Source organism: Stenotrophomonas sp. SMYL41, assembly GCF_036319965.1.
GTDB lineage: Bacteria > Pseudomonadota > Gammaproteobacteria > Xanthomonadales > Xanthomonadaceae > Stenotrophomonas > Stenotrophomonas maltophilia_R.
On the sequence record NZ_JAWIRX010000017.1, the window covers coordinates 62,315 to 88,368 of the forward strand.

At 67.4% G+C, this 26,054-nt stretch carries 23 protein-coding genes; 15 read left to right on the top strand and 8 right to left on the bottom strand.

Annotated elements, in window-relative coordinates; all coding sequences use genetic code 11:
* Positions 1 to 347 precede the first annotated feature (347 nt).
* A complete protein-coding gene (locus V3B30_RS17860; RefSeq protein ID WP_005419568.1) occupies positions 348 to 800 on the top strand; it encodes a PA2169 family four-helix-bundle protein in 453 nt (150 codons plus the stop codon).
* Positions 801 to 943: 143 nt separating this feature from the next.
* Here the strand turns inward: V3B30_RS17860 and V3B30_RS17865 are convergent, their stop codons facing one another.
* Complete coding sequence (locus tag V3B30_RS17865) at positions 944 to 4,294, bottom strand: autotransporter serine protease (protein ID WP_262083520.1); 3,351 nt, start codon at positions 4,292 to 4,294, stop codon at positions 944 to 946.
* A gap of 188 nt (positions 4,295 to 4,482) precedes the next feature.
* Here V3B30_RS17865 and V3B30_RS17870 point away from each other — a divergent pair, with 188 nt between their 5' ends.
* Positions 4,483 to 4,683 carry a hypothetical protein gene (locus tag V3B30_RS17870; protein ID WP_049443328.1) on the top strand — a complete coding sequence of 67 codons (201 nt, stop codon included), beginning with the start codon at positions 4,483 to 4,485 and terminating at the stop codon, positions 4,681 to 4,683.
* Positions 4,684 to 4,787: 104 nt separating this feature from the next.
* Complete coding sequence (locus tag V3B30_RS17875) at positions 4,788 to 5,138, top strand: VOC family protein (RefSeq protein ID WP_262083519.1); 351 nt, start codon at positions 4,788 to 4,790, stop codon at positions 5,136 to 5,138.
* Between the two features lie 15 nt (positions 5,139 to 5,153).
* On the opposite strand, the gene V3B30_RS17880 is transcribed toward V3B30_RS17875, so the two are convergent.
* Positions 5,154 to 5,783, bottom strand: a complete 630-nt coding sequence (locus tag V3B30_RS17880; protein ID WP_262083518.1) for a TetR/AcrR family transcriptional regulator — start codon at positions 5,781 to 5,783, stop codon at positions 5,154 to 5,156.
* Positions 5,784 to 5,909: 126 nt separating this feature from the next.
* On the opposite strand from V3B30_RS17880, the gene V3B30_RS17885 reads away from it, so the two are divergent.
* Complete coding sequence (locus V3B30_RS17885) at positions 5,910 to 7,382, top strand: MFS transporter (protein WP_262083517.1); 1,473 nt, start codon at positions 5,910 to 5,912, stop codon at positions 7,380 to 7,382.
* 11 nt (positions 7,383 to 7,393) lie between these two features.
* Here the strand turns inward: V3B30_RS17885 and V3B30_RS17890 are convergent, their stop codons facing one another.
* Complete coding sequence (locus V3B30_RS17890) at positions 7,394 to 7,705, bottom strand: KGG domain-containing protein (protein WP_262083516.1); 312 nt, start codon at positions 7,703 to 7,705, stop codon at positions 7,394 to 7,396.
* Positions 7,706 to 8,021: 316 nt separating this feature from the next.
* Positions 8,022 to 8,486 carry a MarR family transcriptional regulator gene (locus tag V3B30_RS17895; RefSeq protein WP_262083515.1) on the bottom strand — a complete coding sequence of 155 codons (465 nt, stop codon included), beginning with the start codon at positions 8,484 to 8,486 and terminating at the stop codon, positions 8,022 to 8,024.
* 50 nt (positions 8,487 to 8,536) lie between these two features.
* On the opposite strand from V3B30_RS17895, the gene V3B30_RS17900 reads away from it, so the two are divergent.
* The 3 genes from V3B30_RS17900 (at position 8,537) to V3B30_RS17910 (ending at position 13,164) form a co-directional block, all read left to right on the top strand.
* Positions 8,537 to 9,448: a S41 family peptidase gene (locus tag V3B30_RS17900; RefSeq protein WP_100475255.1), complete on the top strand. Its 912-nt coding sequence runs from the start codon at positions 8,537 to 8,539 to the stop codon at positions 9,446 to 9,448.
* Positions 9,449 to 9,546: 98 nt separating this feature from the next.
* Positions 9,547 to 10,440, top strand: coding sequence for an NAD(P)-dependent oxidoreductase (locus tag V3B30_RS17905; RefSeq protein WP_014648518.1), 894 nt, complete (start codon positions 9,547 to 9,549; stop codon positions 10,438 to 10,440).
* A 192-nt stretch (positions 10,441 to 10,632) separates the two neighbouring features.
* Positions 10,633 to 13,164 (top strand): methyl-accepting chemotaxis protein, encoded by a 2,532-nt coding sequence (locus tag V3B30_RS17910; RefSeq protein ID WP_315973629.1) that lies wholly within the window; start codon positions 10,633 to 10,635, stop codon positions 13,162 to 13,164.
* Between the two features lie 77 nt (positions 13,165 to 13,241).
* Here V3B30_RS17910 and V3B30_RS17915 read toward each other — a convergent pair whose 3' ends face one another.
* Positions 13,242 to 13,628: a DUF2628 domain-containing protein gene (locus tag V3B30_RS17915; RefSeq protein ID WP_100474008.1), complete on the bottom strand. Its 387-nt coding sequence runs from the start codon at positions 13,626 to 13,628 to the stop codon at positions 13,242 to 13,244.
* Between the two features lie 215 nt (positions 13,629 to 13,843).
* Between V3B30_RS17915 and V3B30_RS17920 the strand changes: the two genes are divergently transcribed.
* Complete coding sequence (locus V3B30_RS17920) at positions 13,844 to 14,014, top strand: hypothetical protein (protein WP_005419553.1); 171 nt, start codon at positions 13,844 to 13,846, stop codon at positions 14,012 to 14,014.
* A 60-nt stretch (positions 14,015 to 14,074) separates the two neighbouring features.
* Here V3B30_RS17920 and V3B30_RS17925 read toward each other — a convergent pair whose 3' ends face one another.
* Positions 14,075 to 16,120 carry a TonB-dependent receptor gene (locus tag V3B30_RS17925; protein WP_262083514.1) on the bottom strand — a complete coding sequence of 682 codons (2,046 nt, stop codon included), beginning with the start codon at positions 16,118 to 16,120 and terminating at the stop codon, positions 14,075 to 14,077.
* 494 nt (positions 16,121 to 16,614) lie between these two features.
* On the opposite strand from V3B30_RS17925, the gene mdoH reads away from it, so the two are divergent.
* From mdoH to hemC, 5 genes are all read left to right on the top strand, one after another.
* A complete protein-coding gene (mdoH, locus tag V3B30_RS17930) occupies positions 16,615 to 18,540 on the top strand; it encodes a glucans biosynthesis glucosyltransferase MdoH (RefSeq protein WP_100474005.1) in 1,926 nt (641 codons plus the stop codon).
* A gap of 50 nt (positions 18,541 to 18,590) precedes the next feature.
* Entirely contained in the window at positions 18,591 to 19,250 is a 660-nt protein-coding gene (locus V3B30_RS17935; RefSeq protein ID WP_100474004.1) for an alpha/beta hydrolase, read from the top strand.
* 3 nt (positions 19,251 to 19,253) lie between these two features.
* A complete protein-coding gene (locus tag V3B30_RS17940) occupies positions 19,254 to 20,297 on the top strand; it encodes a sensor histidine kinase (protein WP_202908130.1) in 1,044 nt (347 codons plus the stop codon).
* Between the two features lie 10 nt (positions 20,298 to 20,307).
* Positions 20,308 to 21,039 carry a LytTR family DNA-binding domain-containing protein gene (locus V3B30_RS17945; protein ID WP_100474003.1) on the top strand — a complete coding sequence of 244 codons (732 nt, stop codon included), beginning with the start codon at positions 20,308 to 20,310 and terminating at the stop codon, positions 21,037 to 21,039.
* 658 nt (positions 21,040 to 21,697) lie between these two features.
* Entirely contained in the window at positions 21,698 to 22,609 is a 912-nt protein-coding gene (hemC, locus tag V3B30_RS17950; RefSeq protein WP_262083513.1) for a hydroxymethylbilane synthase, read from the top strand.
* Between the two features lie 75 nt (positions 22,610 to 22,684).
* On the opposite strand, the gene V3B30_RS17955 is transcribed toward hemC, so the two are convergent.
* Positions 22,685 to 23,461 carry a DUF481 domain-containing protein gene (locus tag V3B30_RS17955; protein WP_100474001.1) on the bottom strand — a complete coding sequence of 259 codons (777 nt, stop codon included), beginning with the start codon at positions 23,459 to 23,461 and terminating at the stop codon, positions 22,685 to 22,687.
* Between the two features lie 106 nt (positions 23,462 to 23,567).
* A complete protein-coding gene (locus V3B30_RS17960; RefSeq protein WP_100474000.1) occupies positions 23,568 to 24,170 on the bottom strand; it encodes a hypothetical protein in 603 nt (200 codons plus the stop codon).
* 81 nt (positions 24,171 to 24,251) lie between these two features.
* Between V3B30_RS17960 and V3B30_RS17965 the strand changes: the two genes are divergently transcribed.
* Both V3B30_RS17965 and V3B30_RS17970 read left to right on the top strand, forming a co-directional pair.
* The gene (locus V3B30_RS17965) at positions 24,252 to 25,223 is read left to right on the top strand and encodes a YafY family protein (protein ID WP_100473999.1); all 972 of its coding nucleotides are present in this window, start codon (positions 24,252 to 24,254) and stop codon (positions 25,221 to 25,223) included.
* A 26-nt stretch (positions 25,224 to 25,249) separates the two neighbouring features.
* Complete coding sequence (locus V3B30_RS17970; protein WP_262083512.1) at positions 25,250 to 26,044, top strand: MetQ/NlpA family ABC transporter substrate-binding protein; 795 nt, start codon at positions 25,250 to 25,252, stop codon at positions 26,042 to 26,044.
* Positions 26,045 to 26,054: the final 10 nt, after the last annotated feature.

A 26,054-nucleotide genomic window follows, 5' to 3' on the forward strand; every position in this document is an offset into this window, starting at 1 on the left:
GTCTGGCAGCTCCTTTCCCGGCACACACAGGAGGCCGCCGATGAACACGCCTGGCAAGCCGAAACCCAGCTGGAAGCAATGGCACGTGCTGCTGGTGATCCTGGCGATTGCGCTGCTGGTCAGCCTGATCATCGTCATCGCGCCCTGGTGACGTTCGCACTGCACGCTCAGATGCCGTGAAGGCCGGTGGTGCTGGCGATGAAGAAGTCAGCACGTGTTCTGCAGGGTGATGCGCGAATCAATTCGTACTCACCCGACAGGCACATTCGAACCTCCACAGTGGTGTCGAAGGCAACGCACCCGCGCTGCCATTCCCCGCAGAATTCCGAGCAAACAGGAGCGACGCCATGAGCACCCAGTCCACCATCGAACATCGCCTCAACGACCTGATCGAGATCGCCCGTGATGGCAAGTCGTTCTATGAAGAGGCAGCGACCAAGGTAAAGGACGCCGAGCTGTCGGCGCTGTTCACCCGCATTGCCGGCGTCAAGGGCCGCATCGTGGCGGCGCTGAGCGGCTCGGTGGCCGCCAGCGGCGGCAAGCCGGCCGAGCACGGCACTGTGGTTGGTTCCATGCAGCAGTTTTACGGCAAGGTCCGTGCAGCCTTCGGTGACACCAACTATGGCTACGTGGCTGAACTTGAAGAATCCGAAGACCGCCTGCTGGGCGCGTTCAAGGATGTGCTGAAGGACAACGAGCTGCCGCCCGCCGTGCGCCAGGAAGTGACCCAGCTGCTGCCGGAAGTGCAGGAGTGTCACAACGTGATGCGTGCGCGCAAGCATGCGATGAAGGCGGCCTGACGGTTCAAGGCGACCTTCTCCCCGGGGCGCCACGGCCGGGGCAGTATGCTGCCCCGGCCATCTTCTGCGCTCGTTGTGGACACACGTAAAAAAGGGGCAGCCGCGAGGCCGCCCCAATCCGTCAAGCACATGCTGCTTTGGAATCAGAAACGTACTGACCAGCGTGCATTCGCACCATGGTCACGACTCTCGCTGCCGAACTGGCCGCTGTAGCCCAGCTCCAGCTGCTGTCGCGGGGTCAGCCAGGCCGACAGGCCCAGTTCGGCCACCACCGCGTTGTCGGCAATCGGTGCGCCGTTGACCGCGAATGTGGTGCTGCCGTTGGCGAAGGCAAGGTTGGCGACCTGGCTGCGATCCCCCGAGGCACGGCGATAGCCGACGCCACCGCGCAGGTGCAGCCAGCTTTCCTGCTGGAACGAAGCCTTCAACCCCTTGTCGAAGCGCACGCCGGCGGTGGCGATCGTGGTTCCGGTGTCGTCCACCTTGCCCTGCAGCGCCGCTGCTCCACCGCGTTCGTTGATGCGCTTGAGGTCCACTTCCACGCGCGCCACCTGCACGTACGGTTCCAGCCCCGCTTCCGGGCCACCGAAGCGGTAACCGGCTTCGATGAAGGCCTGGCGGGTACGGGCGTCGTAGCGCGCGCTCAGGCTGTCGCTGAAACCTGCGAAGGCGACGTCACGTGTACTCTTCACCTCGTGCTTGCTCCACGCCACGCCACCGCGCAGGCCGAAGCCGCCCCAGGTGTGGCTGGCATAGGCGCCGAAGTGCGTGTTGTCGATCTTCGACTTGGCGCGGCGGTCCTGCTGCTTGACGTCGGTACGGCCGGTGCCGGCCAGCACGCCGACCTGCCAGCCGGACAACTCGCGGTCGATGCCGACCAGCAGGCCGTTGCTGTTGGCTTCGGTACGGGCGGTGTTGAGATCACCATCCAGCTTGCTGTTGCCACCGATGGCCTGCACCCATGCACCCGTCGCATCACCCGCGTCGGTGCCGGGTGCCGCAGCGCCGGCACGGCGTGACAGTGCGGCATCGCGCACGTAGCGGCTGCCCTCGACCAGGGCGATGGCCGTGGCCGGATGCAGCTCGCCGCTGAGACCGTCGAGCACGCCGCCGACCTGCTGCGGGAACAGCTGCGTCAGCGGCTTGGGCAGGCCCTGGGCGATCGGCAGCAGGTCGGCCGCCGCCGCCACTGCGCGCTGGTTGGGGGTGCTGGCAGCCGTGGTCAGCGAGGTGCCACGGGCGACATCGATGCGCGTGCCATTGGCGCCGTAGGCCAGGCTGAACTGCAGGAAGGGCGAGAACGCGCTGAAGTCGGTCTTGGCGAACTGGCCGCTGATGCCTCCGTCGGCACGCAGGAAGTTGAACTGTTCGCCGAGGTAGTACACGCCCGGTTCCGGCAGTGCGACCAGGGTGCCGCCGAGAGTGGCGGTGCCAGTCACGTGCAGCTGGTCACTGCGGCCACCCGGTGCCAGCTCCGCCGCATAGACGCCGGTAGCGCCCTGCACGTAGTTGCCGTTGATGGTCAGCGTGCCGATCGAGTTGCCCGGCGCGATGATGCCGTCCACGCGGGTGTTGCCGAGCGTGCCGACGCCCTTCAGCAGGCCATTGGCGCCGACCGTGGTGGTGCCACCGGTCTGCGTGCCGTTGAAGGACACCACGCCGCCGTTGACCACCAGGTTGCTGTTGTTCAGCACGCCGCTGGCACTGACCGTGCTGACGCCACCGGTGGTGGTCAAGGCGGTGGAGACCAGGCCGCCGTTGAGCAGGAACCGGCCGCCCTGGACCTCGACCGCCGAGGTGAGCGTGTTCGCACCGTTCAACTCGAGCGTGCCGTCCTGCACGACCGCGCCGTTGAAGCTGTTGTTGCCGCTCAAGCGCAGCCAGCCGATACCGGATTTGGTCAACTTGCCGGGGCCGCCGATGTCGTTGGTCCAGTTGTCCCAGGCATCGCCTTCCCAGACCTTCAGGCCGCCGGCCTTCTGGTTCATCACCACGTTGGTATCCACGCGCAGCGAACCGTAGCCTTCGATGGCCTTGCGCAGGTCGACCATGCCCCAGCCGTAGATTGCGTCGATACCCGGTGCGCCGAGATCGCGTGCGGTGGTCAGCAGCACGTCGCGGACCTGGGCGTTGTCCAGATACGGGAAGCGCTCCATCAGCAGGCCGAGAGCGCCCGTGATGTGCGGCGCCGCCATCGACGTGCCGGTCTTGGTGCCGTAGACGTAGTTGGTGTTCTCGCTGTCGATGATCAGCCGCACGTAGGCGGAGGTGTTCTCGATGCGGCCTTGGATATCGCCCGAGACGATGGTGCTGACGATGTCGGTACCGGGGGCCGAGATGCACCAGGTGGCGGCAACGCCACAGATGCTGGAACTGCCATCGATCACGTAGTCGGTTTCACCTGCGGCGGCATTGGGCCGGCGGACATTGGCGACCGCCAGCCAGTACGGTTCCAGTTCGGGCTTCCAGCGCGGCATCGAGGCGGTGATGCCGGCGACCGCACCGCTGCCGTTGCCGGCCGACCACACCTGGATGAGGGTGGAACCGGGGGTATCGTCGTTGCTGGCGTAGATGCTGCCGTACACGCCGTAGTCGGCACCGATGCTGGCGTACTGCTGGTCCAGCGCGGCGGCGGTCATGTTGCGGGTGGAAATGCCCCAGCTGTGGTTGATGGCGCGTACACCCTGCGCCTGGATCTGCGCATACATGTCCAGCGTAGCGGCATCATCCGGATCGGTGCGGTACACCGCGCGCGGGCGGTAGTAGCCATCCGGGTCGAGGCGCCATTCGTAGTACGTGTCGCCGAACACGCGGGCGGCGGTGAGGTCCGCACCAAAGGCTACGCCGTGCATTCCCGTGCCATCACGGTTGGCGCCGATGGTGCCCAGTACGTGGGTGCCATGATCGGCATAGCTGAAGCCATAGGGCAGGCCAGCCGCGATCAGACGTGCCGCCAGTGAGGCCGGAACGCCGGCGCCGAGTCCGTAGTAGTTGAAGCCTGGCTGTTCGCCGCGGGTCTGCCCGCAGGCGCCGGTACCTGCGACGACACCCGGCGTCGCGCAGTCGGCGCCAATGGTGATGCTGGATGTGTTGCGTCCTGCAAATTCCGCATGCGCCAGCGCGGAGCCTGAGTCGAACAGCGCCAGGCGCACACCCTTGCCGGTCAGGCCGCGTGCATAGGCGTAGTCTGCGCCCATCGCACCCAGGCCCCAATCGGCGTTGAATTCATCGCTGCGCCAGCTGGCCGGATCGCCTGGGCTGCCGAGGACGGCGGTGCTGCCGGCGGCAGGCGCAATAGCCGTGGCTGCGGGCGGCGTGTTGGCAGCGGGCTGCGCCCATGCAGCCTGCAACTGGCGCTGCTGCTGCCAGGCATCAAGTGATTCGCCAGCCATGGCGGGCAGCGCGGTGGCCAGCAGCAGCGAACTGGCGACGGCAAGCGCCAGCGGGCGGTGCGACAGGGAGCGGGACGAACGGCCGTACAGCGGGTGATTCATCAGACAACTTCCTTGGTTGACGGACAACAAGGCCGTTAACGCCAAGGCGCGGCGGTATCCCCCAGTGATGTGAAGGGAATTTTATGAACGCGTTAATTATGTGTGACGCACACGTTCACCTGGTTTCCCCTTGGCCCCTTTACCGTGGCCGGGCCTGGGCTCACCAGGCTTATCAAGGAGCGATGTCGATGCGTACTTTCAGGAAAGTGATCGCCGGTGCCGTGTTCGCGTTGGCCTGCAGTGGCTCGGTGGCCGTGGCCGGGCCGATTCCGCCCTGCGATCTGCCCTGCTGGAAGGCCTACCAGGCGTGTGTATCCGGCGGTGGTGATGCCATGGAATGCCAGTACGAATACGATCGATGTGTCATGGAGCGCTGCGGCGCGGTGTAACCCCTGCCGTGAACGGCTGAGGGCGGGCCCCGTCTGTGACGGGGCTCTTCTGTTTGTGCGCAGGGTCGGGCAGTCTCGACGCATTCTTCCTGCTGGAGTGGTCCATGGCCGTCAAGCGTGTCGTCGCCAACATCGCCACCCCCGACCCCGCGTGTGCCGCAGCGTTCTACGGCGAACTGCTCGGCATGCCGGTGGTGATGGACCATGGCTGGATCGTCACCCATGGCGGGCAGGGCAGTGCGCTGGCACAGGTCAGCTTCGCCAGCGAAGGGGGTTCCGGCACACCGGTGCCGGACCTGTCGATCGAAGTGGACAACCTGCAGGAGGTGCTGGAGCGCATGCGCGCGGCGGGCATCGCGCTGGAATATGGCCCGGCCGACGAGCCCTGGGGCGTGCGGCGCTTCTTCGTCCGCGACCCGTTCGGTCGGTTGTTGAACATCCTCGCCCACGCCTGAGCGACGGCGAGCGCTTCAGCGCCGCGTGCCGCCACGTTTCGGGGCCGGCGACACGCCGACCATGCGCAGGCAATCGGCCACCACCGCCGCAATGAAGGTCTCGGCGTCCTGTGCCGGTGCCGCGATCAGATCGTCGGTGGCGCCGTGCACGCCGGCATAGATCAGCGAGGCCGTGACCTGCGGTGCCGGCAGCTGCCACAGGCCTGCACGGGTGCCCGCCTCGAGGATGTTGAGCAGCTGCTGCTGGATGGCGTTGCGCTCGGCATTGCCGCGCTGGTGGTGGTGATGGTTGGCGTAGACGACGTCGTGCAGCGCGTGCGTGCGTACATAGATCTCGATGTTGGCGCGGATCCAGGCGCGCAGGCGCGCCACGTCATCGTGGGCAGGCTGCTGCTGCACGGCGTGGTCGACCTCGGCCATGAACTGCTGCGTGTAGCGCTGTGCCAGCGCCTGCAGGATCTCGGTGCGCGAGGCGAAGTAGGTATAGAACGTGCCCTTGGCCACGTCGGCGGCGGCCACGATGTCGCTGATGGTGGTCGCTTCCACGCCCTGTGACAGGAACAGCGCCTGCGCGGCGTCCATCAGCTCTTCCTGGCGGGTTTCAGCGGGTTTGGTACGGGGCCTAGCGGCAGCGGGGATCTGCATGGGGCGGGGTCCGGGTGCGACGGTGCTCATTCTAGCCGTCCTCCCGCATTGACTGACCGCCAGTCATTGACCGACGGTCAGTCAGTCAACTACGATGCGCCCACATCCTCCCCCCGGGATCCGTACATGCAACGCTTCCGACGGCCGGCTTTGGTGCTGGCGGCTTATCTGGGCACCTTCCTTGCCTCGCTGGACATCAGCATCGTCAACGTCGCGCTGCCGACACTGCAGCAGGCACTGCACACCGACATGGCGGGGCTGCAGTGGGTGATCAATGCCTATGCCATCGCCCTGTCGGCGGTGATGCTGTCGGCGGGACCGCTGGGTGACCGCTACGGCCACCGCCGCATGTGGCTGCTCAGCGTGGCGATCTTCACCGTGGGCTCGCTGCTGTGTGCCTGCGCTGGCAGCCTGCCGGCACTGGTGGCGGGGCGGGCGGTGCAGGGCGTGGCCGGTGCCCTGCTGATTCCCAGTGCGATGCCGATCCTCAGCCATGCGTTTCCCGAAGCACGCCCGCGTGCACGCGCGATCGGTGGCTGGTCGGCGTTCAGCGCGCTGGCGCTGGTGCTGGGGCCGCTGCTGGGCGGTGAACTGGTGCAGCGCGCCGGTTGGCCCAGCATCTTCCTGATCAACCTGCCGCTGGGCCTGCTTGCCCTGGCGTTGGGGGCCTGGGGCATTCCGGAGCGGCGGCATCCGCAGCAGGCCGCGCTGGACCCGGTCGGGCAGCTGCTCAGCATTGTTGCGCTGGGTGCGCTGAGCTACGGCCTGATCGCGATCGGCGAGCACGGCCCGCTGGCACTTGCAACGCTGCTGGCACTCGGCATCGCGGCATTCGGCCTGGCGCTGTTTGCGTGGGTCGAGCGTCGCGTGGCGCGGCCGCTGCTGCCGGTGGACCTGTTGGCGATGCCTGGCTTTGGCATGCTCAACCTGGCCTCGTTCGTCCTTGGATTCACCGCCTATGCCAGCCTGTTCTTCCTGTCGTTGTTCTTCCAGCAGGCGCAGGGCCACGATGCGGCGCAGGCGGGTTCGCAGCTGGTACCGCAGTTCCTGCTGATGGGCGTGGTGTCATTGTTGTTCGGCCGCCTGGTGGCACGCATCGGGCTGCATACCGCGCTGGTGTCGGGGTATGCACTGACCGGCGTGGCCCTGTGTGCGATCGCCACGTTTGCGCCGGGCACGGGGCGTGGCCACGCCAGCGCCCTGCTGACGCTGCTGGGCGTTGGCATGGGCCTGGCGGTGCCGGCGACCGGTATGGCGGTGATGGCCTGTGTCCCCGTGGAGCGGGCTGGCATTGCGTCGGCCACGATGAACGCGCTGCGCCAGGCGGGCATGAGCCTGGGCATCGCGCTGCTGGGCAGCCTGATGGGCCTGCGCGCGGTGCGGCAGTTCGCTGCGACCGCGCAGGCGGCAGGGCAACCCGCAGTGGCCGCACAGGCGCGCGCGCTGATCCTGCAGCCGTCGGCATTGCTGCCAGGGGCGCAGACGCTGGCCTGGTACCGCGGCGCAATCGCCAGCGGTTTCGGCTGGGCGATGGCCGTCGCCGGCGTGCTGGCCCTGCTGGCAGCGCTGGGCCTGTACCGCCAGCGCCAGCGCGCTTGAGTGCGCTGCAGTCAGCCCTGCTGGCGTTGCGGCCCCTCCTCCGTGGTTGGCGAAGGTTTGGCCACGTGCTGCTGTTGCTGCTGCCGTGCATTGGCGTGGCGCGCGTGCCCGCCTTCGCGGCCGATCGCCGCCATGTGCTGGCGATTGCGGCTGATTGCCTCGCCGCCCTTGCGTCCCGCCACGCGTGCCTCGGCCGGGCTGAACTCATGTGCATTGCCGGACGCATGGGCGGCGCGTCCGCCCTTTGCAGCGATCGCGCGCTGCTTGTCCTGGTCCATCGAAGCGAAGCCACGAGGGGAGGTGCCGTGATGCTGGTCAGCCATGTGAAGGCTCCCGTTGCATGGAAGGGACGCTCATCCTTGCCGGAGCCCGGCTAAGGAAGTGTCCGCACCGGCATCGCTGCCTTCACGCCCCACCGCACTGGCATTCACGGCGCAGCTACGCTGCTGCGCGGATTGCGCGGCTTGGCGAGCATGGGCCGTCATGCGCGATGGCCACGCAGAGAGGACAGAACAGCATGAGCACATTCGGGTGGCTCGCACTGCTGGGCTGTGCAGTGCCACACGCTGCAGCTGCGCGTGGCAGATGGCAGCTGGATCTTCCTCAGCGAAGTCGAGATGGCCGCTGAGCAGCAACGCCTCAGCGCCGACGGGCGTCCTGCAGGCGCTGTGCGAAGGGCCGCTGTTCGAGCACCACCAGTGCTTCGCGCAGTACCTGCTCCAGCGACTGGCCGAGATCCGCATCGAGGCTGCGCGCTGCCTGTGCGGTGGCCTGCCACTGTGCCTGCAGCGCAGGCAACGCCCGTCGCGCGCGTGGGCTCAAGTGCAGGATGCGTTCGCGCCCGTCATCGCCGCTGGCTGCGAGCAGCCAGCCAGCGCGCATCATCGCCGCCACTGTCTGGCTGAGCGCCGAGTGGCTGAGCCCGCAGGCCAGCGCCAGGTCCTTGATCCGGCAGGGGCCCTGCGCCATCAGCGTGCGCAGTACTGGCGTGTAGCGGGGCCGGTAGTCCAGTTGCAGATCCTGGTAGGCCTGCTCCACAGCCGGGTCCAGCTGGTCGAGCAGGGCGCGCAGCAGGGTGCCCACCGTGGCGTGTTGGAGATCCATGACCAGAATGATATATAAGCACTTATATATCTTCAATGCGGGGGTGGATGATGGCGGTCTCCTGGATGCTCGGCGTGCTGCTGGCGGCAGCCTGCCCCGCGCAGGACGGGGTCCTGCAGGCGGCGGCCAGCGCCGTGCAGGCGCAGTACCTGGACGAGGCGGAGGGCGCCCGCATCGCCGACGCCCTGCGCAGCTGGTCGACGCAGCAGCGCTATGCGGGCAGTTGTGCAGATTCTGTTGCGTTCAGCGCACGCCTGAACCAGGACCTGGACACGTTCGATGGCCACTTCCACGTTGAACGCGTAGACGTGGCGGCCGGCCAGGACGACTGGTTGATGGCCTGGCGCGCCGATGCCCGCAGCAATGGCGCCGGCGTGCGCGAGGTGCGGGTGCTGGAGGGCAACGTTGGCTACCTGCGGCTGAGTACCTTCTATCCGCTGGATCTGGCACGGCCGAAGCTGGCGGCGGCCTTCATGCTGCTGGCCGACACTGATGGCCTGGTGCTGGACCTGCGCCAGAACGGGGGAGGTGATGATGCAAGTGCCGATCTGTTGGTACGCACGCTGCTGGACGCGAAGATCGACACAGTGCAGCAGCTGGACCAGCGCGGCCGGCGCACGCCGGTACCGCTGCCACCGGCGAACCTGCCCGCCTACCTGAAACCGCTGGTGGTGCTGATCGACCGCCGCACCGGCTCGGCGGCCGAGTTCGTCGCCTACTCGCTGCAGGCCTTGGGGCGCGCGCGCATTGTCGGCACGCGCAGCGGCGGCGCAGCGCATATGTTCGGCGATCCTGTGCTGCTGCCCGATGGCTATCAGATCAGTATTCCCGATCGGCAACCGATCAACCTGCGCACCGGCGGCAACTGGGAACGTACCGGCGTGAGGCCTGATGTGGCCGGTGGCGACGATCCGCTGTTCATCGCGCGGCAACTGCTGGCGCCTGCGAAGTCGTCAAGATGAACGCACGATTGCATGGCTGTCCTATCGCAGATGCGCGATTGCATGCCTAGAATCGAAGCATCCCGGTAGTTCCCGGGCGCTTCGAGTGAATGGACTCAATGAAGATTCTGTTGACCGGCAGTTCCGGGCGCATCGGGCGCGCGATCTTCGGTGCGCTGGCGGCCGCCCACGAAGTGGTGGGGCTGGATCGCAGTCCGTTCGCCACCACGCGCATCATTGCCGATGTCACCGATCGCCAGGCGGTCACGCGTGCGGTGCAGGGCGTCGACGCGGTCATCCATACCGCGGCCCTGCATGCCCCGCATGTCGGGCTGGTGCCGGACGCGGTGTTCCAGCAGATCAACGTGGAGGCAACCGCGCACCTGCTGCAGGCCGCGCGCGAAGCCGGCGCACGGCGTTTCGTGCTGACCAGCACCACGGCGCTGTACGGTCATGCCGTGGTAGCCGGTGGCTGCCGTTGGATCGACGAAGACACCGAGCCGCTGCCGCGCACGATCTACCATCGCACCAAGCTGCAGGCCGAGACCCTGGCTGAAGCTGCCGCCACGCCGGGCTTCAGCGTTCGCGTGCTGCGCATGGGCCGGTGCTTCCCGGAACCGCCCGAACGGATGGCGATGTTCCGCCTGCACCGCGGCATCGATGCCCGCGATGTGGCCAGCGCACATGCTGCACTGCTGCTCGACGAAGGCGCCCGATTCGCCCGCTACCTCGCCTGCGCACCGACGCCGTTCCGGCGAGAGGACTGCCTGGAGCTGGCCACCCACCCGCGCAGCGTACTGGCCCGTCGCGCGCCGCAACTGCTGGCCGAATTCGAACGCCGTGGCTGGCCGCTGCCATTGAGCATCGACCGTGTCTACGACAGTGCCCGCCTGCGCAGCGAGCTGGGCTGGCAGCCGTGCTTCGGGCCGGACGACGTGCTGCAGCAGTACGCCGTCGGCAGCATCGAGGTACTGCCGCGCGCGCAGTGGATCAAGGACCGCGTGGCCGAGTGAGGGCGACGCAAAGGATGGGTAGCTGCCCCGACCCTGAGCGGATTCAGGAATGTGCAGGCTGGTTGCCTCAACCTCGTTGGCGGGCGGCCGCTAACCCGGTGCGCTTCCAGCGCCGGGCCCGTCCCGGCGGCCGGTGGCCTGCGCGGTGCCCTGGTGGCGCCGGTCGTCCTGAACTGCCTTGCGGACCCTCCCATGCCTTCTTCCCGTTCCGCCGCTGCCCGCCGCCCGGGCAGCATCGCCCACAAGCTGATGCTGGGCACCGCCGCGATCGCGCTGCTGTGCTTCGGCCTGACCGCGTTCCTGATCTACCGACAGGCCAGCGCCAGCCTGATCAGCGCATCGCGCCAGACCATGACCAGCGAGGCCACCGCCGAAGCACGCCGGGTAGCGGCCGATCTTGGTACGGCCTTCGCCAGCAACGATGCCATGGTCGAAAGCGTATTGGCCCAGCGCGCCCGTGGTGATGTCCCCGATCGCGCCAGCCTGGCCGCCGTGCTGGGTGAGCAGCTGCGCGCCCATCCGGAATGGCTGGGCAAGAGCACCATGTGGGAGGCCGATGCCTTCGATGGCAAGGATGCCGATTTCGTCAACACCGAAGCGCACGATGCCACCGGCCGCTACATGAGCTACTGGGCATGGCATGACGGCAAGCCACAGCAGTCGGTGATGACCGACTACACCGAGACTGCCAGCGGTTCCGGTGACTGGTACATGGCGCCCAGCCGCGACAGGCTGCCGAAGGTCAGCGAACCGTACGCCTATGACATCGCCGGGCGGCAGGTGCTGATGAGTACGTTGAGCACGCCGATCGTCGAGAACGGCAGGTTCCTGGGCGTGTTCACCGTGGACTTCTCGCTGGCGGCACTGCAGAAGCACCTGGCCACGCTGAAGCCGATGGGGGCCGGCCGGGTGGAACTGCTGTCGCCGAAGGGCGTGGTGCTGGCCTCGGCCAATGCCACCGAGATCGGCAAGCCGCGCAACGATGCACTGACCCGCAGCATGCTGGCCGACATCGCCGCCGATCGTCCGTTCGAGGCCTTCAGCCCCGATGCGGCCGGCAACGTGCGCGTGTACGTGCCGCTGCGCGTGGGCAACGCCCCGCAGCGCTTTGCGCTGGGCGTGGTGATGCCGCATGCGGTGATCGTGGCCGAAGCGCGCCAGCTGCTGTGGCTGACCCTGCTGGTCGGCGTGATCGCGGCGCTGACCCTCAGCGCCGGTGTCTATGTACTGCTGCGCCGCCTGGCGATCCGCCCGCTCGCCGAAGCGGTGCGAGTGGCCGGCGACGTCGCCGCCGGCAAGCTGGACAGTACGCTGCCGGCGCGCAGCAACGACGAAGTAGGGCGCCTGCTGGATGCAATGCAGGGCATGCGTGGCCAGCTGCAAGCGGTGATGGCCGCGCAGGCCGAAATGGCGCGCCGCCACGATGCCGGTGAACTCAGCTACCGCATGGATGCCGCGGCGTTCCCGGGCGAGTACGGCCGCATGGTGGCCGACAGCAACCAGCTGGTGGCCTCCAGCAACGCGGTCACCCAGCGCCTGGTTGAAGTGATGCAGCGTTATGCCGTGGGCGACCTCAGCGTGGACATGGAAGCACTGCCGGGCGAGAAGGCGGAGTTCACCGCTGCGATGGCGACCACCAAGCGCAACCTGGCTGCGATCAACGAGCAGATCCAGCAGCTGGCCGCCGCTGCCGCCGCCGGTGACTTCGCCGTGCGCGGTGATGCACTGCGCTTCGACCATGATTTCCGCCGCATGGTGGAGACCCTGAACACGATGATGCAGGTCAGCGACCACAACCTGGCTGCGCTGTCGACGCTGCTGCGCGCGATCGCCGCCGGTGACCTCACTGCCCGCATGCAGGGCGACTTCCACGGCGTGTTCGCGGTGATGCGCGACGATGCCAACAGCACCGTGCAGCAGCTGACCCGGATCGTCGGCCAGATCCAGCAGTCGGCGGCCAGCATCCGCCTAGCCGCTGGCGAGATCGCTGCGGGCAACAGTGACCTGTCGCGGCGCACCGAACAGCAGGCCGCCAACCTGGAAGAAACGGCCGCGTCGATGGAAGAACTGACATCCACCGTGCGCCAGAATGCCGACCATGCGCTGCAGGCCAACGCGCTGGCCGGTTCCGCAGCGGGCGTGGCCAGCGAAGGCGGCGAGGTGGTCGGCCAGGTGGTGCACACCATGGAACAGATCGAGGCGTCGTCGCAGCGTATCGCCGAGATCATCTCGGTGATCGATGGTATTGCCTTCCAGACCAACATCCTGGCGCTGAACGCGGCAGTGGAAGCGGCACGCGCCGGTGAGCAGGGCCGCGGTTTCGCCGTGGTCGCCAGTGAAGTGCGCGCGCTGGCACAGCGCTCGGCCGGTGCGGCCAAGGAGATCAAGGCGCTGATCGACGCCTCGGTGGCGCAGGTCGGTGCCGGTGCACAGCTGGTGCACGGCGCGGGCCGCACCATGCAGGAAATCGTAGGTCAGGTTGGCCGGGTCAACGAGATCATGGCCGAGATCTCAGCGGCCTCGCGCGAGCAGTCGGCCGGCATCGAGCAGGTCAACCAGACCGTGGTGCAGATGGACGAAACCACCCAGCAGAACGCCGCACTGGTGGAGGAAGCCAGCGCCGCCGCCCGCGCGATGGAGGAGCAGGCCGAGCAGCTGGCGGTGGCGGTGTCGCGCTTCCGCCTGCAGGCCGAGCCGGAGGCCACGGCCCGCCGCGCGGCGTGATCCCGGAAACGAAGACGCCCGGCGGGGGCCGGGCGTCGGGTGCATCCTCGCCGCGCATCCGGCGCAGGTCGGTTGGCTCAGAACATTCCTTCAAACGGGTTCCAGCTGGTGCGTCCTTCCACCTTCTCCAGGTAGTAGCTGTAGTTGGTGCTGGAGGCGACAAGGAGGTTCATGGCGATGAACAGCATGCGCCCGACGATGTCCGGAAGGAACATGGTGACGATGGCCAGCACGATGTTGATGCCGATCACCACCAGGGCTTTGCGCCACATGCCGAGGATCAACAGGTAGATGGCGCCGAAGAACAACGCGAAGAAGTTCAGGTTGATCTTCAGGCGGTCACCAAAGGACAGCGCCTTCCAGGCCTGCTTGAAGCCGGGATTCTTGGGGGCGCCGTGCTGGCGGAAGAAATTGAAGCGGAACTGCCACTTCGGGCTGAATTGGGACAGGTCAGTAGTATTCATTGGGGAAACATCCCTGTGAGAAAACGTTTTCATGATAGGACAAGTCCCATTCAGGATCCATGCTCCACCGTCAAAAATGTGACGCCTACCTTGTTCCGGATGCTGTGGCCGGATGCCGCACCGTCACCCGCCCGCCTTGTTTTTAGGATAGGGTGCGCAGTTCCGCTGTCGTCCCGGTTGGACCCGGACGTCGGCGGGATGTCCATGGAGGTTGCATGACCACACCTGCTACACCGGAAAACGCACCGGGACCGGTGCTCCTGCCGACACCTGAAGTGGTGCAGGCACAACAACTGCTCGCGCGCCAGCAACTGGCGGTGGCGATGGACCGTGCACGCACGGCCGCCACGCGGGATGCGGCGCCGGCCGCGCTGGAAAGCGAGTAATCCGCAACACCGACGATCGCGCTGGCCTGCCGCCAGCGCGATCATGGCGCGCGCCGCCGGTCAGAACCGCGCGGTCATGCTGAGGAAGTAGCTGCGCCCGGCCACGAAATAGTCGGTGGAGCCTTCGGCATACAGCTTCTTGTCGGCCAGGTTGCTGACGCCGCCGCGCAGGGTCAGCACCTCGTTGACGTTCCATGCCGCGGTCAGGTCATACAGGGTGTAGGCCTTGAGGAAGGTCGTGGCGGTGCCGGTCTGCTTGCCGGTGTACTGCGCCGACAGGCTGCTGGAGAACACCGTGTCCGGTGTCCAGTCCAGCGACGAGTAGCCGGAGAATTCCGGCGTATCGATCAGGTTGCGGCCGGTGGTCAGGTTCCTGGCTTCCTTCATCCAGGTGGCCGAGGTGCGCCAGCGCCACTGCTCGCCGAAGCGGACATTGAAGTTGCCTTCCATGCCGCTGGTGCGCGCGCGCTGCACGTTGCTCATGCGCGTCCACCAGATGCCATTGAACCTGCCCAGCGGTGCGTATTCGATCTTGTTCCGGAAGTCGGTATGGAAGTAGGTCACGCCGACATCGATCAGGTCATTGTCGAAGCTGATACCGATCTCGCGGTTGGTGCTGGTTTCCGGATCCAGGTCCGGGTTGCCGGCCATGTAGCAGCCGCCGCGGGTATAGCCCAGCGGGATCAGCGAGGTGCAGCCGCGGCCGCCGGACTGGGTGGCAGCGGTGGCCGAATTCTCGGTCAGGCTGGGGGCGCGGAAGCCCTTGGAGACGCCGCCGCGGATCGTCCACTGCTCGGCTGGATGCCAGACCAGGTACGCACGCGGGCTGACGTGGCCGCCGAACTTCTCATGGTGGTCCAGGCGCGCGCCCACGGTCAGGGCCAGGGTGCGATGCAGCTTCAGTTCGTCTTCCACGAACAGCGCCCACGTATCCACTTCCAGACTGGAGCCGCTGACCGCGTTGCCGGCGTAGTCGATGGGCGCGCGGCCGATGGTGTCGGTGTTGGTCAGCTGCTGCCGCTTCCACTGCCCACCCACGGCGAACTGGTGTTCAACGCCCAGCGTGAACGGTGTGGTCAGGCTGCCTTCGATGATCGTATCGGTGGCCTCGGAACGGCCGGTGGCGCCGATATCGTTCTTGTATTCGGTCCAGTACGCACTGAGCCTGGAGGTGCCGAAGCTCCACTGGCCTTCGTGGTTGAGCGCCAACGAGCTGCGCTTGAGCTCACTGGCGCCCCAGGCGCCTTCGTCCTGCTTTTCCAGCGCGGCATCGATGAAGGCCTGCTGCACGCCATGGCCGGCTTCCAATGACAGTTGCTGGGCGTCGCTCAGCTTCCACTGCAGCAGCGCATCGATATTGCGGTCCTTCTCGCCGGCATAGGCATTGCCATAGACCCCGCCATTGGACTGGTCCGAATCGCGGCGCATGCTGTTGGCTCCGATGCGCAGGCCGAAGCGTTCGCCCAGCGGGCCGGAGAAGGTCGCGCCGATCTGCTGGGTGTCGCCACGCTTGCCATCACCGGGACGGGTATAGCTGTGGGTGGCGCTGCCGTTCCAGTCGTCGCCGATGCGCTTGGTGATGATGTTGATCACCCCGCCCATCGCATCGGAGCCGTACAGCGAGGACATCGGTCCGCGCACTACTTCGATGCGTTCGATCTGGTCGGGCGAGATCCAGTTCAGGTCCTGGCGGCCGAGGTCGGGGCGATAGTTGGTCGCCGCCGAGCTGCCCATGCGCTTGCCGTCCACCAGCACCAGCGTGTAGTTGGAGGGCATGCCGCGCAGCTTGATCTTGGACTGTTCGCCGACCGCGCTGAGGCCACCGGTCACGCCCGGCACGCGGCTGAGCAGGGTGGCCAGGTCGGGCACCGGCTGGCGCTCGATGTCCTCACGGCTGATCACGCTGATGCTGGCCGGCGCATCCTTGATCCACTGCTGGTTGCCCGAGGCGGTGACCACCACGGTATCCAGGTCCTTGGTGGAGGCATCGGCGCTGGCCTCTGCGGCGGCCAGGCTGGGCAGGGCCAGCACGCAGGCGGTGGCCAGGGCATGAGCCAGGCGGGTGCGCGGCAGGCGCGCGGAACGGTAACGGGACGACAGGGACATGACGGCTTCCATGGGAGGTGGGGAGACCCTGTGGAAGCAGCAGGCGCAGGCAGACAGCAGGCAGCCACCCTTCCGTGGGTCGTCGGGCGCGCGGCGTGGGCCGGCGCAGCTGGGTGGGTCGCGGCCGTGCGAGAACGGAGACCTGCCTGGTTAATGAAATGATAACCGTTCGCGTTTGTTACGATCCAGTGCCGGGGGCGATACAGTGACATCTGGCCATTCCCCGGCGTGATCGCCCGCTATTTGCTGAATGGGGATAAATCCCGGCGTAGACCTTCGCGCGCGGCTTACATTCAGCGCCCTAGACTGGGCCGCATTTTCGATTCCGCCCCGTTGGAGATCGTGTGGGTTCCGGTAGTGACAGACATCGACTGTGCGGCCTGAAGCCGACACAGCCAGGACAAGTGCGGGCGCCGGGAAAGCGCGCCGGGAACCTTGGTGCATGCAGCCCGGCCGGGATGGCCGGCCGTGCCGGCGGCGCGGAGTAGGCGACGATGGGGGTGCAGACCATCCATGCGGAAGCAGAAACGCCCCGGCTCGATGCCGGCTGGGCGCTGTTGCCCACTGAATCACCCTTGCAGATGCCCGAGCAGACCCTGCGCGAAGGCGCACTGAAGGTCCGGCGGCATCGCACGTCGCCGCGCCTGATCGGCCTGCGCCGGCTGTATATCTTCGGTGGCACGCTCGGCATGACCGCCGTGGCCACGCGGATGATGTGGCGGGTGCTGTCGGCCAATGGCATCAGCGTGCTCGAAGCCTGCCTGCTGGTCCTGTTCGTCGGCCTGTTTGCCTGGATCGCCCTGTCTTTCGCCAGCGCACTGGCCGGCTTCCTGACCGCGGTGTTCGACCGTGGCTATCGCCTCGGCATCGATCCGGACAAGCCGTTGCCGGCCGTGCACAGCCGTACCGCGCTGCTGATGCCGACCTACAACGAAGACCCGCGCCGCCTGCTGGCGGGCCTGCAGGCCATCTACGAGTCGGTAGCAGCGACCGGCCAGCTGGAGCGCTTCGACTTCTTCGTGCTCAGCGACACCCGCCGCGAGGACATCGCGCGCGCCGAGGAACAGGTGTTCGCCGAGCTGCGCGAGCGTGTGCCGGACGGCCGGGTGCGCCTGTTCTACCGTCGCCGTGGCGACAACAGCGGGCGCAAGGCCGGCAACATTGCCGACTGGGTCCGCCGCTTTGGCGGTGCCTACCCGCAGATGCTGATCCTCGACGCCGACAGCCTGATGACCGGCGACAGCATCGTGCGCCTGGTGGCCGGCATGGAGCACAACGCCGACGTCGGCCTGATCCAGACCCTGCCGTCGGTGATCGGCGGCCGCACCCTGTTCGCGCGCATGCAGCAGTTCGGTGGTCGCGTGTATGGGCCGGTAATTGCCCGTGGCGTGGCCTGGTGGCATGGCGCCGAGAGCAATTACTGGGGCCACAACGCGATCATCCGTACCCGCGCCTTCGCCGACCACGCCGGCCTGCCGGCGCTGCCGGGGCGCAAGCCGTTCGGCGGCCACGTGCTCAGCCATGATTTCGTCGAAGCGGCGTTGATGCGGCGTGGCGGCTGGGCCGCGCACATGGTCCCCTACCTGGGCGGCAGCTATGAAGAGGGCCCGCCAACGCTGACCGACCTGCTGGTGCGCGACCGCCGCTGGTGCCAGGGCAACCTGCAGCACGGCAAGGTGGTCGGCAGCCGCGGGCTGCACTGGATCAGCCGCACCCACATGCTGATCGGCATCGGCCACTATTTCACCGCACCGATGTGGGCAATGCTGATGCTGATCGGCATCGCCATCCCGCTGTTCCAGGAAGGTATCGATTTCAATGCCCTGCTGCACCTGTCGCCCAGCGTTTACTGGCGCGCCCAGGACGAAGAGCAGGTGGTGCGCCTGTTCGCCGCCACCATGGCGGTACTGCTGCTGCCCAAGGTGCTCGGCTACCTGGCGATGCTGCTGGATCCGGTCGACCGCCGTGGCTGTGGCGGTGCGATCCGTGCGTTCGTCTCGATGCTGGTGGAAACCGTGCTGGCCGCGCTGATGGCGCCGGTGGTGATGTACGTGCAGTCGCGCGGCGTGGCCGAAGTGTTGTCCGGCCGCGATTCCGGCTGGGACGCGCAGCAGCGTGACGACGGTGGCATCTCCTGGCTGGCGCTGATCCGTGGCTATGGCGGCCTGGGCGTCTTCGGTGCCTTCATGGGCGTGCTGGCCTGGGCGGTGTCGCCGTCGCTGGCCGCGTGGATGGCGCCGGTGGTGATCGGCATGGTGTTGGCGGTGCCGGTGGTGGCGCTGACGTCCTCGCGTGGCCCGGGCGCCTTCCTGCACCGTCTTGGCCTGCTCGATATCCCCGAGGAGAACATCCCGCCGCCAGTGCTGGTGCGTGCCGCGCAGCTGCGGCGGGAAGCGGCCGAGCAGCCGCCGCTGTACTGATTGCCCCGCGCCAGCGGCATAATGCGGCTCGAACTTGAAGGAGCCGCATCATGCTGCAAACGGTGGAACAGGAAACCGGCGCGTCGCCGCAGTGGTCGGTGATCTGGCTGCACGGCCTCGGCGCCGACGGCCATGATTTCGCACCGATCGTGCCGGAGCTGGTGCGGCCGCATTGGCCGGCGCTGCGCTTCGTGTTCCCGCACGCACCGGTGCGGCCGATCACGATCAACAACGGCGTGCCGATGCGCGGCTGGTACGACATCGTCGGCATGGACTTCCGTTCACGCGCCGACATGGCCGGCGTGCAGGAATCAGTGGTGCAGCTGGATGCACTGATCGCGCGTGAGATCGAGCGTGGCATTCCTGCGCAGAACATCTTCCTGGCCGGCTTCTCGCAGGGTGGCGCGATCATCCTGAGCGCCGCGCTGTCGCGTACCGCGCCGCTGGCCGGCCTGGTCGCGCTGTCCACCTACCTGCCCGAAGCTGAAAGCGCCAAGCGTGTTGACGGTGCCGTGCAGGTGCCGGTGTTCATGGCCCATGGCAGCGGCGACCCGGTGATTCCGCAGGCGGTAGCCGTACACAGCGCGCAGGCGCTGCAGGCGCTGGGCCTGGAGGTGGAATGGCACAGCTACCCGATGGCCCATCAGGTCTGTGCCGAAGAGATCCAGGCACTGGGTGACTGGCTGCAGGAACGCCTGGGCGCGGGCTGAGCCATGTCCCCGGCCAGTACACCGCCATGGATGCCGGAACTGTGCCGCCTGCCGCGGCTGGCGGCGATGCTGGGCCTGGCCGAGCTGGTGGTGGTGGTGCTGGCCCTGGCCCCGGATGGTAGCCGCCACTGGACCCTCGGCGAGCTGCTGTCGGCCAGTGGCTTCGCCTTGTGGCTGGCGCTGGCGGTGACCGCCAGCCTGTGCCTGCTGCGGCGGGCGCTGTCCAGGCTGCCGCAGGTGCTGGGGGCGGTTGCTGCGATTGCACTGGCGACCCTGATCGCGGTGGTCTGTGCCGGCATCGTGCACGCGTTGTACGCGGTCCTGGGTGACAGCTTCGCCAGTGGCATCAGCTTCTGGCGCTTCACGCTCGGCAGTGCAGCAACCACGGCGCTGATCACCGCGCTGGCACTGCGTTACTTCTATGTCAGCGACCGCTGGGCCGCACAGGTGCAGGCCAATGCACGGGCCCAGGCCGATGCGCTGCAGGCGCGGATCCGCCCGCATTTCCTGTTCAACAGCATGAACCTGATCGCCAGCCTGCTGCATCGTGATCCTTCTGTGGCCGAACGTGCGGTACTCGATCTGTCCGACCTGTTCCGTGCCGCGCTCGGTGCAGGCGAGGGCGATTCCACCCTGCGCGACGAATGCGAACTGGCCGAGCGCTACCTGTCAATCGAATCGCTGCGCCTGGGCGAACGCCTGCAGGTGCGCTGGCAGCGCGACGAGCCGCTGCCGTGGGACCTGCCATTGCCGAGGCTGGTACTGCAGCCGCTGGTGGAAAATGCCGTGCTGCACGGCATCTCGCGCCTGCCAGACGGCGGCATCATCGAGCTGCACCTGCTGCGCGAAGGCAACGAGCTGCAGATCCGCGTGCGCAATCCCGCGCCTGATCCGCAGGCGCCCGGGCTGGCCTTGGCGCGGGGGGCTGGCCATGCCCAGCACAGCATCGGCCATCGGCTGGCCTGGCGCTTCGGCAGCGCCGCGCGGATGACGGCTGGCTGGAGCGAGGGCTACTATGCCTGCCAGGTGACAGTGCCGATCCAGTGAGGGAACGATCGTGAGGGTAGTCATCGCCGATGACGAACCGCTGGCGCGCGAGCGCCTGCGCAGCCTGCTGGCGGCGCAGGACGGCGTGGACGTGGTGGCCGAGGCCGGTAACGGCGAGCAGGCCCTGCACGCATGCGCGGAGCTGCAGCCGGACCTGGTCCTGCTGGATATCGCGATGCCCGGGCTGGATGGCCTGGAAGCAGCCCGCCACCTGGCCAGCTTCGAACCGCGGCCGGCGGTGGTCTTCTGCACTGCCTACGATGCACATGCGCTGTCGGCGTTCGAGGCCGCAGCGATCGACTACCTGATGAAGCCGGTACGCGCAGAGCGCCTGGCCGCGGCGATTGCACGTGCCCGCACGTTCCTGGCTGGCCGCGATGGCCAGCCGCAGGCGCACGGCGGGCAGCAGGCGCGCAGCGTGCTGTGCGCACGCCTGCGTGGCAGCCTGCGGCTGATTCCGCTGGACGATATCCACTACCTGCAGGCCGAAGAGAAGTACGTAGTGGTACACCACGCGCGTGGCGAGGACCTGATCGAGGAATCGCTGAAGTCGCTGGAAGAAGAGTTCGCCAGCCGTTTCATCCGCATCCATCGCAACTGCCTGGTGGCACGCCATGAACTGGTGGAACTGCGCCGTGGCTCGGGCGGGCAGGTGCAGGCAGTGCTGCGGCATGGCCGGCAGCCGCTGGAAGTCAGCCGCCGCTGCGTGGCGACGCTGAAGCAGGAACTGCGGCATCTGTGAGTGTTCCGCGCGGCCTGCGGCCGCGACTGCTTACAGATCAACATCAAGATCAACAGCAACAGCAACAGCAACAGCAACAGCAACAGCAACAGCAACGGCGGGTTGGCCGGCTCGTTGGTGCTGCGTACTGGGTCGGGCCGAGGTGGGGTGGCGGGACACGCTGCAAGTACATCCCTGTAAGCTCGATGGCGCCTTGCTCGTATGCGCGTCCTGCGCACACGGCAAGACCGGGGTTGGGCGTCCTGCCCAACCCGCCCGAGGCATGCCTCGGGCCCATGGCGCCAACGGTCCCGCCACCCCACCTCGGCCCAACCCTCTCGTTTTTCCCGCGTCGGACGGCAAAGGCATTGTTGTTATCGGGTGGGGAAAAAGGGATCTGACCCCGGAAGCCGTGGGCTGTTGCTTTTGCTTCTGCTTTTTTCTTTTGATCTTCCGTGGCTGGCGCACACGGAAACTGTCAGAGGCCGGGCGGGGTGGGCTGCGCAGGGGCGTGAGCCGCATGGATGCGGCGACCGAGCCTACATGGACGTACTTGCAGCGGCCCCTGCGTGGTCCACACCGCCCGGCCAAGCGCGGCTGTTGCTTTCACGATCCCCCAGCCAGCCACGAGGGGCTCCGCCGTTGGCCGTATCCGCGCCGAAGGCGCGATAATGACCGGATGGAAACCGTCCGCATCGCCACCCGCAAGAGCCCGCTCGCCCTCTGGCAGAGCGAACACGTCGCCGACCGCCTGCGCCAGGCCCATCCCGGCCTGCATGTGGAACTGGTGCCGATGAGCACCCGCGGCGACGAGGTGCTGGACCGCTCGCTCGCCGCCATCGGTGGCAAGGGCCTGTTCCTGAAGGAGCTGGAGCTGGCCATGCTGCGAGGCGAGGCCGACTGCGCCGTGCACTCGCTGAAGGATGTGCCGATGGAACTGGACGAACCCTTCGCACTGCCCGCGATGCTGACCCGCCACGATCCGGCCGATGGCTTCGTCTCCAACCTGTATGCCTCGCTGGACGCGCTGCCGATCGGCGCGCGGGTCGGTACGTCGTCGCTGCGTCGTCAGGCCCAGCTGCGCGCGCTGCGCCCGGACCTGGAGCTGCTGGACCTGCGCGGCAACGTCAACACCCGCCTGGCCAAGCTCGACAACGGTGGCTACGACGCCATCGTGTTGGCCGTGGCCGGCCTGGAGCGCCTCGGCCTGGGCGAGCGCATCGTCGCGCGCCTGCAACCGCCGCAGTGGCTGCCGGCACCGGCGCAGGGCGCGGTGGCGGTGGAGTGCGATGGCGGCAATGCGGGCCTGATGGCATTGTTCGCCGAGCTTGATGACGCGGCCACGCGTGCCTGCGTGGAGGCCGAGCGGGCGATGAACCGTGCGTTGCATGGCAGCTGCCACGTGCCGGTGGCCGCGATCGCGCAGTGGCAGGGTGACGACCTGCACCTGCAGGGCCTGGTTGGCAGCGCCAGCGATGGCCGTGCGGTACGTGCCGAGGCAGTCGGCCCCGCCAGTGATCCGGAAGCGCTGGGCCAGCGCGTGGCGACGATGCTGCTGGATGCCGGTGCCGGTGAACTGCTGAACGTCTGAGCATTGCAGCAGGTGCTGCCGGCCAGCGGCCGGCACTACCCAGAAGCAGAACGGGCGCCTTGGCGCCCGTTCTGTTTATTTGAACTTGTAGACCACGTTCATCGTGGTCAGCGTATCGGTCTTGCGCTTGTCCTCGGCCACGTCACTGTTGTAACGCGCCTGCCAGCCGGCCTTCAGTGCCAGGTGCTCGTTCATGCTCACCGAAACGCCGAAGTCGTTCTGGCCGAAGGTATTGTAGGAACCCGATTCGACCAGCAGCGTGTTGACCAGGTCGGTGTTGTCGGTCAGCGAGTACTTCATGTCGAACAGGCCGCGGCCGATCATGCCGGTGCGGGTGCGGTCGTCCTCGGTGCTGTGGGTGCGGCGCACACCCGGGCCGATCTGCGCGTCGAACGAGAAGCGCTCGGTGTTCCACAGCCGGGTGCCGTAACCCAGACCGAACGAACTCTGGCGGTCGTAGGTGGCGAAGTCATCGCGCTCGGTACGCACCGTGGCCGTCAGCTGGCGGTGCTCGCCCAGCTGCAGCGCGCTGCCGGCACTGCCGGTGTAGCGGTTGGCGGTGGTGTTGTTGCGGCGGCTGGTGGAGCCGTCGTCGCGGGTCTCGATCACCTTGGAGCTGGAACGCAGGCCGGCCAGGTCCATGCTGTGCACCCAGTCGCCATCGGTGTAACGCAGGCGCAGGCGGCCGTTGAAGCTTTCGGTGCTGCTGTTGCCGCGTGCCGACGCGAAGCCGAGCTCGCCGCCGCTGCCGCTCCACGGCGAGGACATCGCCGCCAGTTCGGAGGCATCCTGCGCATGCGCGAGCGGTGCGCACAGCAGCAGGGGGATCAGCAGGGACACGCGCAGGGACATCGAGGCTTCTCCGAAACGGTTAACAGCCGGTGATGATACTGGAAGCGTGATGGCGGTCCGAATCGATCCAATGCGTGCTTCAGCGAACGTTGCCACGATCGCCTATTCAGGGCAGATCGATACGCAATGCGGGGTCGTTGAAGCGCGAATAGCGCAGGCGCAGCTGGAAGCTGCGGCCATTGCTGCTGCCACTGCGCACGATCTGGCGTGGCAGGCCCTGGGCATCCACCCAGTATTCCAGGCGTTCGCCGGGCTGGGCACCGCGCAGCCGGTAGTGCCGGGTCTGGACCCCGTCCAGCGCCTGGCTGCCAAGGTCTTCAGCCTTCAGGTCGGCGGGCAGGGCATCGGCCGGCAGCGGGTTGCGCCACTGCTCGAGCAGGCCGGGCGGGGTTGGCACCTGGCGGATCGCGCCGTCACCCTGCAGGAACAGGGTGTCGCCGATGATGGTCTGCGGACCCGCCGGCGTATCCACCCGGAAACGATCGGGCGCCACGAAGTCCATGGCGCTGCGCACCGGCTGCGGTGCGCCCAGCACCTCCAGTTCGGCGTGGAAGCTGCGCAGGGCCGCGAAACGCTGGCTGGCGCCCAGCACCGCCTGCGCCGGATCGGCGACGGGCACCGGGGCGTTGGTGGCGGCCGGCGCTGGCGCGCGATCACAGGCGGCCAGCAGCAGGCAGGCCAGCAGGGACAGGGCGGGCAACCGGCGCATCGGGCATTCCATGGGGGTGGGGGCGACCACGATAGCCCAAACGTCCCACACAAGACCCGCGACTCGGACATAATCGGGGGTATGGACCGATACGAACGCATCACCGCCCTGCATCGTCTGCTCAAGTCCGCGCGCTATCCGGTGACGGTGGCGACCCTGCAGGACAAGCTCGGTTGTTCCCGCGCCACCGTCTACCGCGACCTGGCCTTCCTGCGCGATGCGCTGATGGCACCGATCGAGGGCGACGGCGAGGCGGGCTTCCGCTACCAGGCTGACGAGAGCGACCGTTTCGAGCTGCCAGGCCTGTGGCTCAGCTCGGAGGAGCTGCACGCCCTGCTGGCCTCGCAGCACCTGCTGGCGCGTACCGGCGGTGGTGTGCTGTCGTCGGTGCTGGCGCCGCTGCAGCAACGCATCGAAAGCCTGCTGGCGGCCCAGGCCGGCGTATCCAGCTGGCCGGTCGACCGCGTGCGGGTGATCCCGCACCGTGGCCGCAAGTTCGACGAGGGCAGCTTCCGCAGCGTCGCTTCGGCCGTGCTGGAGCGCCGTCAGCTGGCGTTCGAGTACCGCGCCCGCTCCACCGACGAGCCGACCAAGCGCACCGTCTCGCCGCAGCGCCTGACCCACTATCGCGACAACTGGTACCTGGATGCCTGGGACCATGACCGCGAAGCCCTGCGCAGTTTTGCGGTGGACCGCATCCACAAGGCGCGGGTGGTCGACAGCACCGCGCGCGATGTCGCCGACAGCGAGCTGGATGAGCAGCTTGGTGCCAGCTACGGCATCTTCTCCGGCGCGCCGAAGGGTTGGGCGACCATCCTGTTCAGCGCCAAGGCCGCGCGCTGGGTGGCCGACGAGCACTGGCATTCCAAGCAGCAGGGCCGCTTCCTGGCCGACGGCCGCTATGAGCTGAAGGTGCCGTACAGCGTCTCGCGCGAGCTGCTGATGGATGTGCTGCATTACGGCTCGGATGCCGAGATCGTCGAGCCGATGATGCTGCGCGAGCAGGCCAAGGCGTTGCTTGAGCTGGCCCTGAGCAACTACGAAAAATCCTGACACTCCCCCCGAGAACCCAATCCCCCATGAAGAAGACCCTGTTGCTGCCCCTGCTCGCCGCTGCGCTGGCCCTGACCGCCTGCGGCTCGTCTGGCGAGCCCTCGCAGAAGCTGGTGGTGGCCGCCACGGCCGTGCCGCATGCCGAGATCCTCGAGGTGGTCAAGCCGATCCTCAAGCAGGAAGGCGTGGACCTGGACGTGCGCGTGTTCAATGACTACGTGCAGCCCAACGACCAGCTGGTGCAGAAGCAGGTGGACGCCAACTACTTCCAGACCGAGCCGTACCTGGATGCCTACAACCGCGACCGCAAGACCGACCTGGTGAAAGTGATCGGCGTCCACATCGAGCCGTTCGGTGCGTACTCGCGCAAGGTCAAGTCGCTGGCCGAGCTGCGTGAAGGCGCCGACGTGGTGATCCCGAACGACCCGAGCAACAACAGCCGTGCGCTGATCCTGCTGCACAAGGCTGGCGTGATCGAGCTGAAGGACCCGACCAACGCGCTGTCGACCCAGCGCGACATCAGCGCCAATCCGAAGAACCTGAAGTTCCGCGAGCTGGACTCGGCGATGCTGCCGCGCGTTCTGGACCAGGTCGATCTGGCCCTGATCAATACCAACTACGCGCTGGACGCCGGCCTCAACCCGACCCAGGATGCGCTGGCGATCGAGAGCAAGGACTCGCCGTACGTGAATTTCCTGGTCGCGCGCCCGGACAACAAGGACGACGCCCGCGTGCAGAAGCTCGCCAAGGCGCTGACCAGCCCGCAGGTGAAGGCCTTCATCGACACCAAGTACAAGGGCGCGGTGCTGCCGGCGTTCTGACCGCGCTGAT

Bases quoted from the DNA above. Each gene is read 5' to 3' on its own strand.
- V3B30_RS17860 (WP_005419568.1), top strand. From the start codon at position 348: ATGAGCACCCAGTCCACCATCGAACATCGCCTCAACGACCTGATCGAG.
- V3B30_RS17865 (WP_262083520.1), bottom strand. From the start codon at position 4,294: ATGAATCACCCGCTGTACGGCCGTTCGTCCCGCTCCCTGTCGCACCGC.
- V3B30_RS17870 (WP_049443328.1), top strand. From the start codon at position 4,483: ATGCGTACTTTCAGGAAAGTGATCGCCGGTGCCGTGTTCGCGTTGGCC.
- V3B30_RS17875 (WP_262083519.1), top strand. From the start codon at position 4,788: ATGGCCGTCAAGCGTGTCGTCGCCAACATCGCCACCCCCGACCCCGCG.
- V3B30_RS17880 (WP_262083518.1), bottom strand. From the start codon at position 5,783: ATGCAGATCCCCGCTGCCGCTAGGCCCCGTACCAAACCCGCTGAAACC.
- V3B30_RS17885 (WP_262083517.1), top strand. From the start codon at position 5,910: ATGCAACGCTTCCGACGGCCGGCTTTGGTGCTGGCGGCTTATCTGGGC.
- V3B30_RS17890 (WP_262083516.1), bottom strand. From the start codon at position 7,705: ATGGCTGACCAGCATCACGGCACCTCCCCTCGTGGCTTCGCTTCGATG.
- V3B30_RS17895 (WP_262083515.1), bottom strand. From the start codon at position 8,486: ATGGATCTCCAACACGCCACGGTGGGCACCCTGCTGCGCGCCCTGCTC.
- V3B30_RS17900 (WP_100475255.1), top strand. From the start codon at position 8,537: ATGGCGGTCTCCTGGATGCTCGGCGTGCTGCTGGCGGCAGCCTGCCCC.
- V3B30_RS17905 (WP_014648518.1), top strand. From the start codon at position 9,547: ATGAAGATTCTGTTGACCGGCAGTTCCGGGCGCATCGGGCGCGCGATC.
- V3B30_RS17910 (WP_315973629.1), top strand. From the start codon at position 10,633: ATGCCTTCTTCCCGTTCCGCCGCTGCCCGCCGCCCGGGCAGCATCGCC.
- V3B30_RS17915 (WP_100474008.1), bottom strand. From the start codon at position 13,628: ATGAATACTACTGACCTGTCCCAATTCAGCCCGAAGTGGCAGTTCCGC.
- V3B30_RS17920 (WP_005419553.1), top strand. From the start codon at position 13,844: ATGACCACACCTGCTACACCGGAAAACGCACCGGGACCGGTGCTCCTG.
- V3B30_RS17925 (WP_262083514.1), bottom strand. From the start codon at position 16,120: ATGTCCCTGTCGTCCCGTTACCGTTCCGCGCGCCTGCCGCGCACCCGC.
- mdoH (WP_100474005.1), top strand. From the start codon at position 16,615: ATGGGGGTGCAGACCATCCATGCGGAAGCAGAAACGCCCCGGCTCGAT.
- V3B30_RS17935 (WP_100474004.1), top strand. From the start codon at position 18,591: ATGCTGCAAACGGTGGAACAGGAAACCGGCGCGTCGCCGCAGTGGTCG.
- V3B30_RS17940 (WP_202908130.1), top strand. From the start codon at position 19,254: ATGTCCCCGGCCAGTACACCGCCATGGATGCCGGAACTGTGCCGCCTG.
- hemC (WP_262083513.1), top strand. From the start codon at position 21,698: ATGGAAACCGTCCGCATCGCCACCCGCAAGAGCCCGCTCGCCCTCTGG.
- V3B30_RS17955 (WP_100474001.1), bottom strand. From the start codon at position 23,461: ATGTCCCTGCGCGTGTCCCTGCTGATCCCCCTGCTGCTGTGCGCACCG.
- V3B30_RS17960 (WP_100474000.1), bottom strand. From the start codon at position 24,170: ATGCGCCGGTTGCCCGCCCTGTCCCTGCTGGCCTGCCTGCTGCTGGCC.
- V3B30_RS17965 (WP_100473999.1), top strand. From the start codon at position 24,252: ATGGACCGATACGAACGCATCACCGCCCTGCATCGTCTGCTCAAGTCC.
- V3B30_RS17970 (WP_262083512.1), top strand. From the start codon at position 25,250: ATGAAGAAGACCCTGTTGCTGCCCCTGCTCGCCGCTGCGCTGGCCCTG.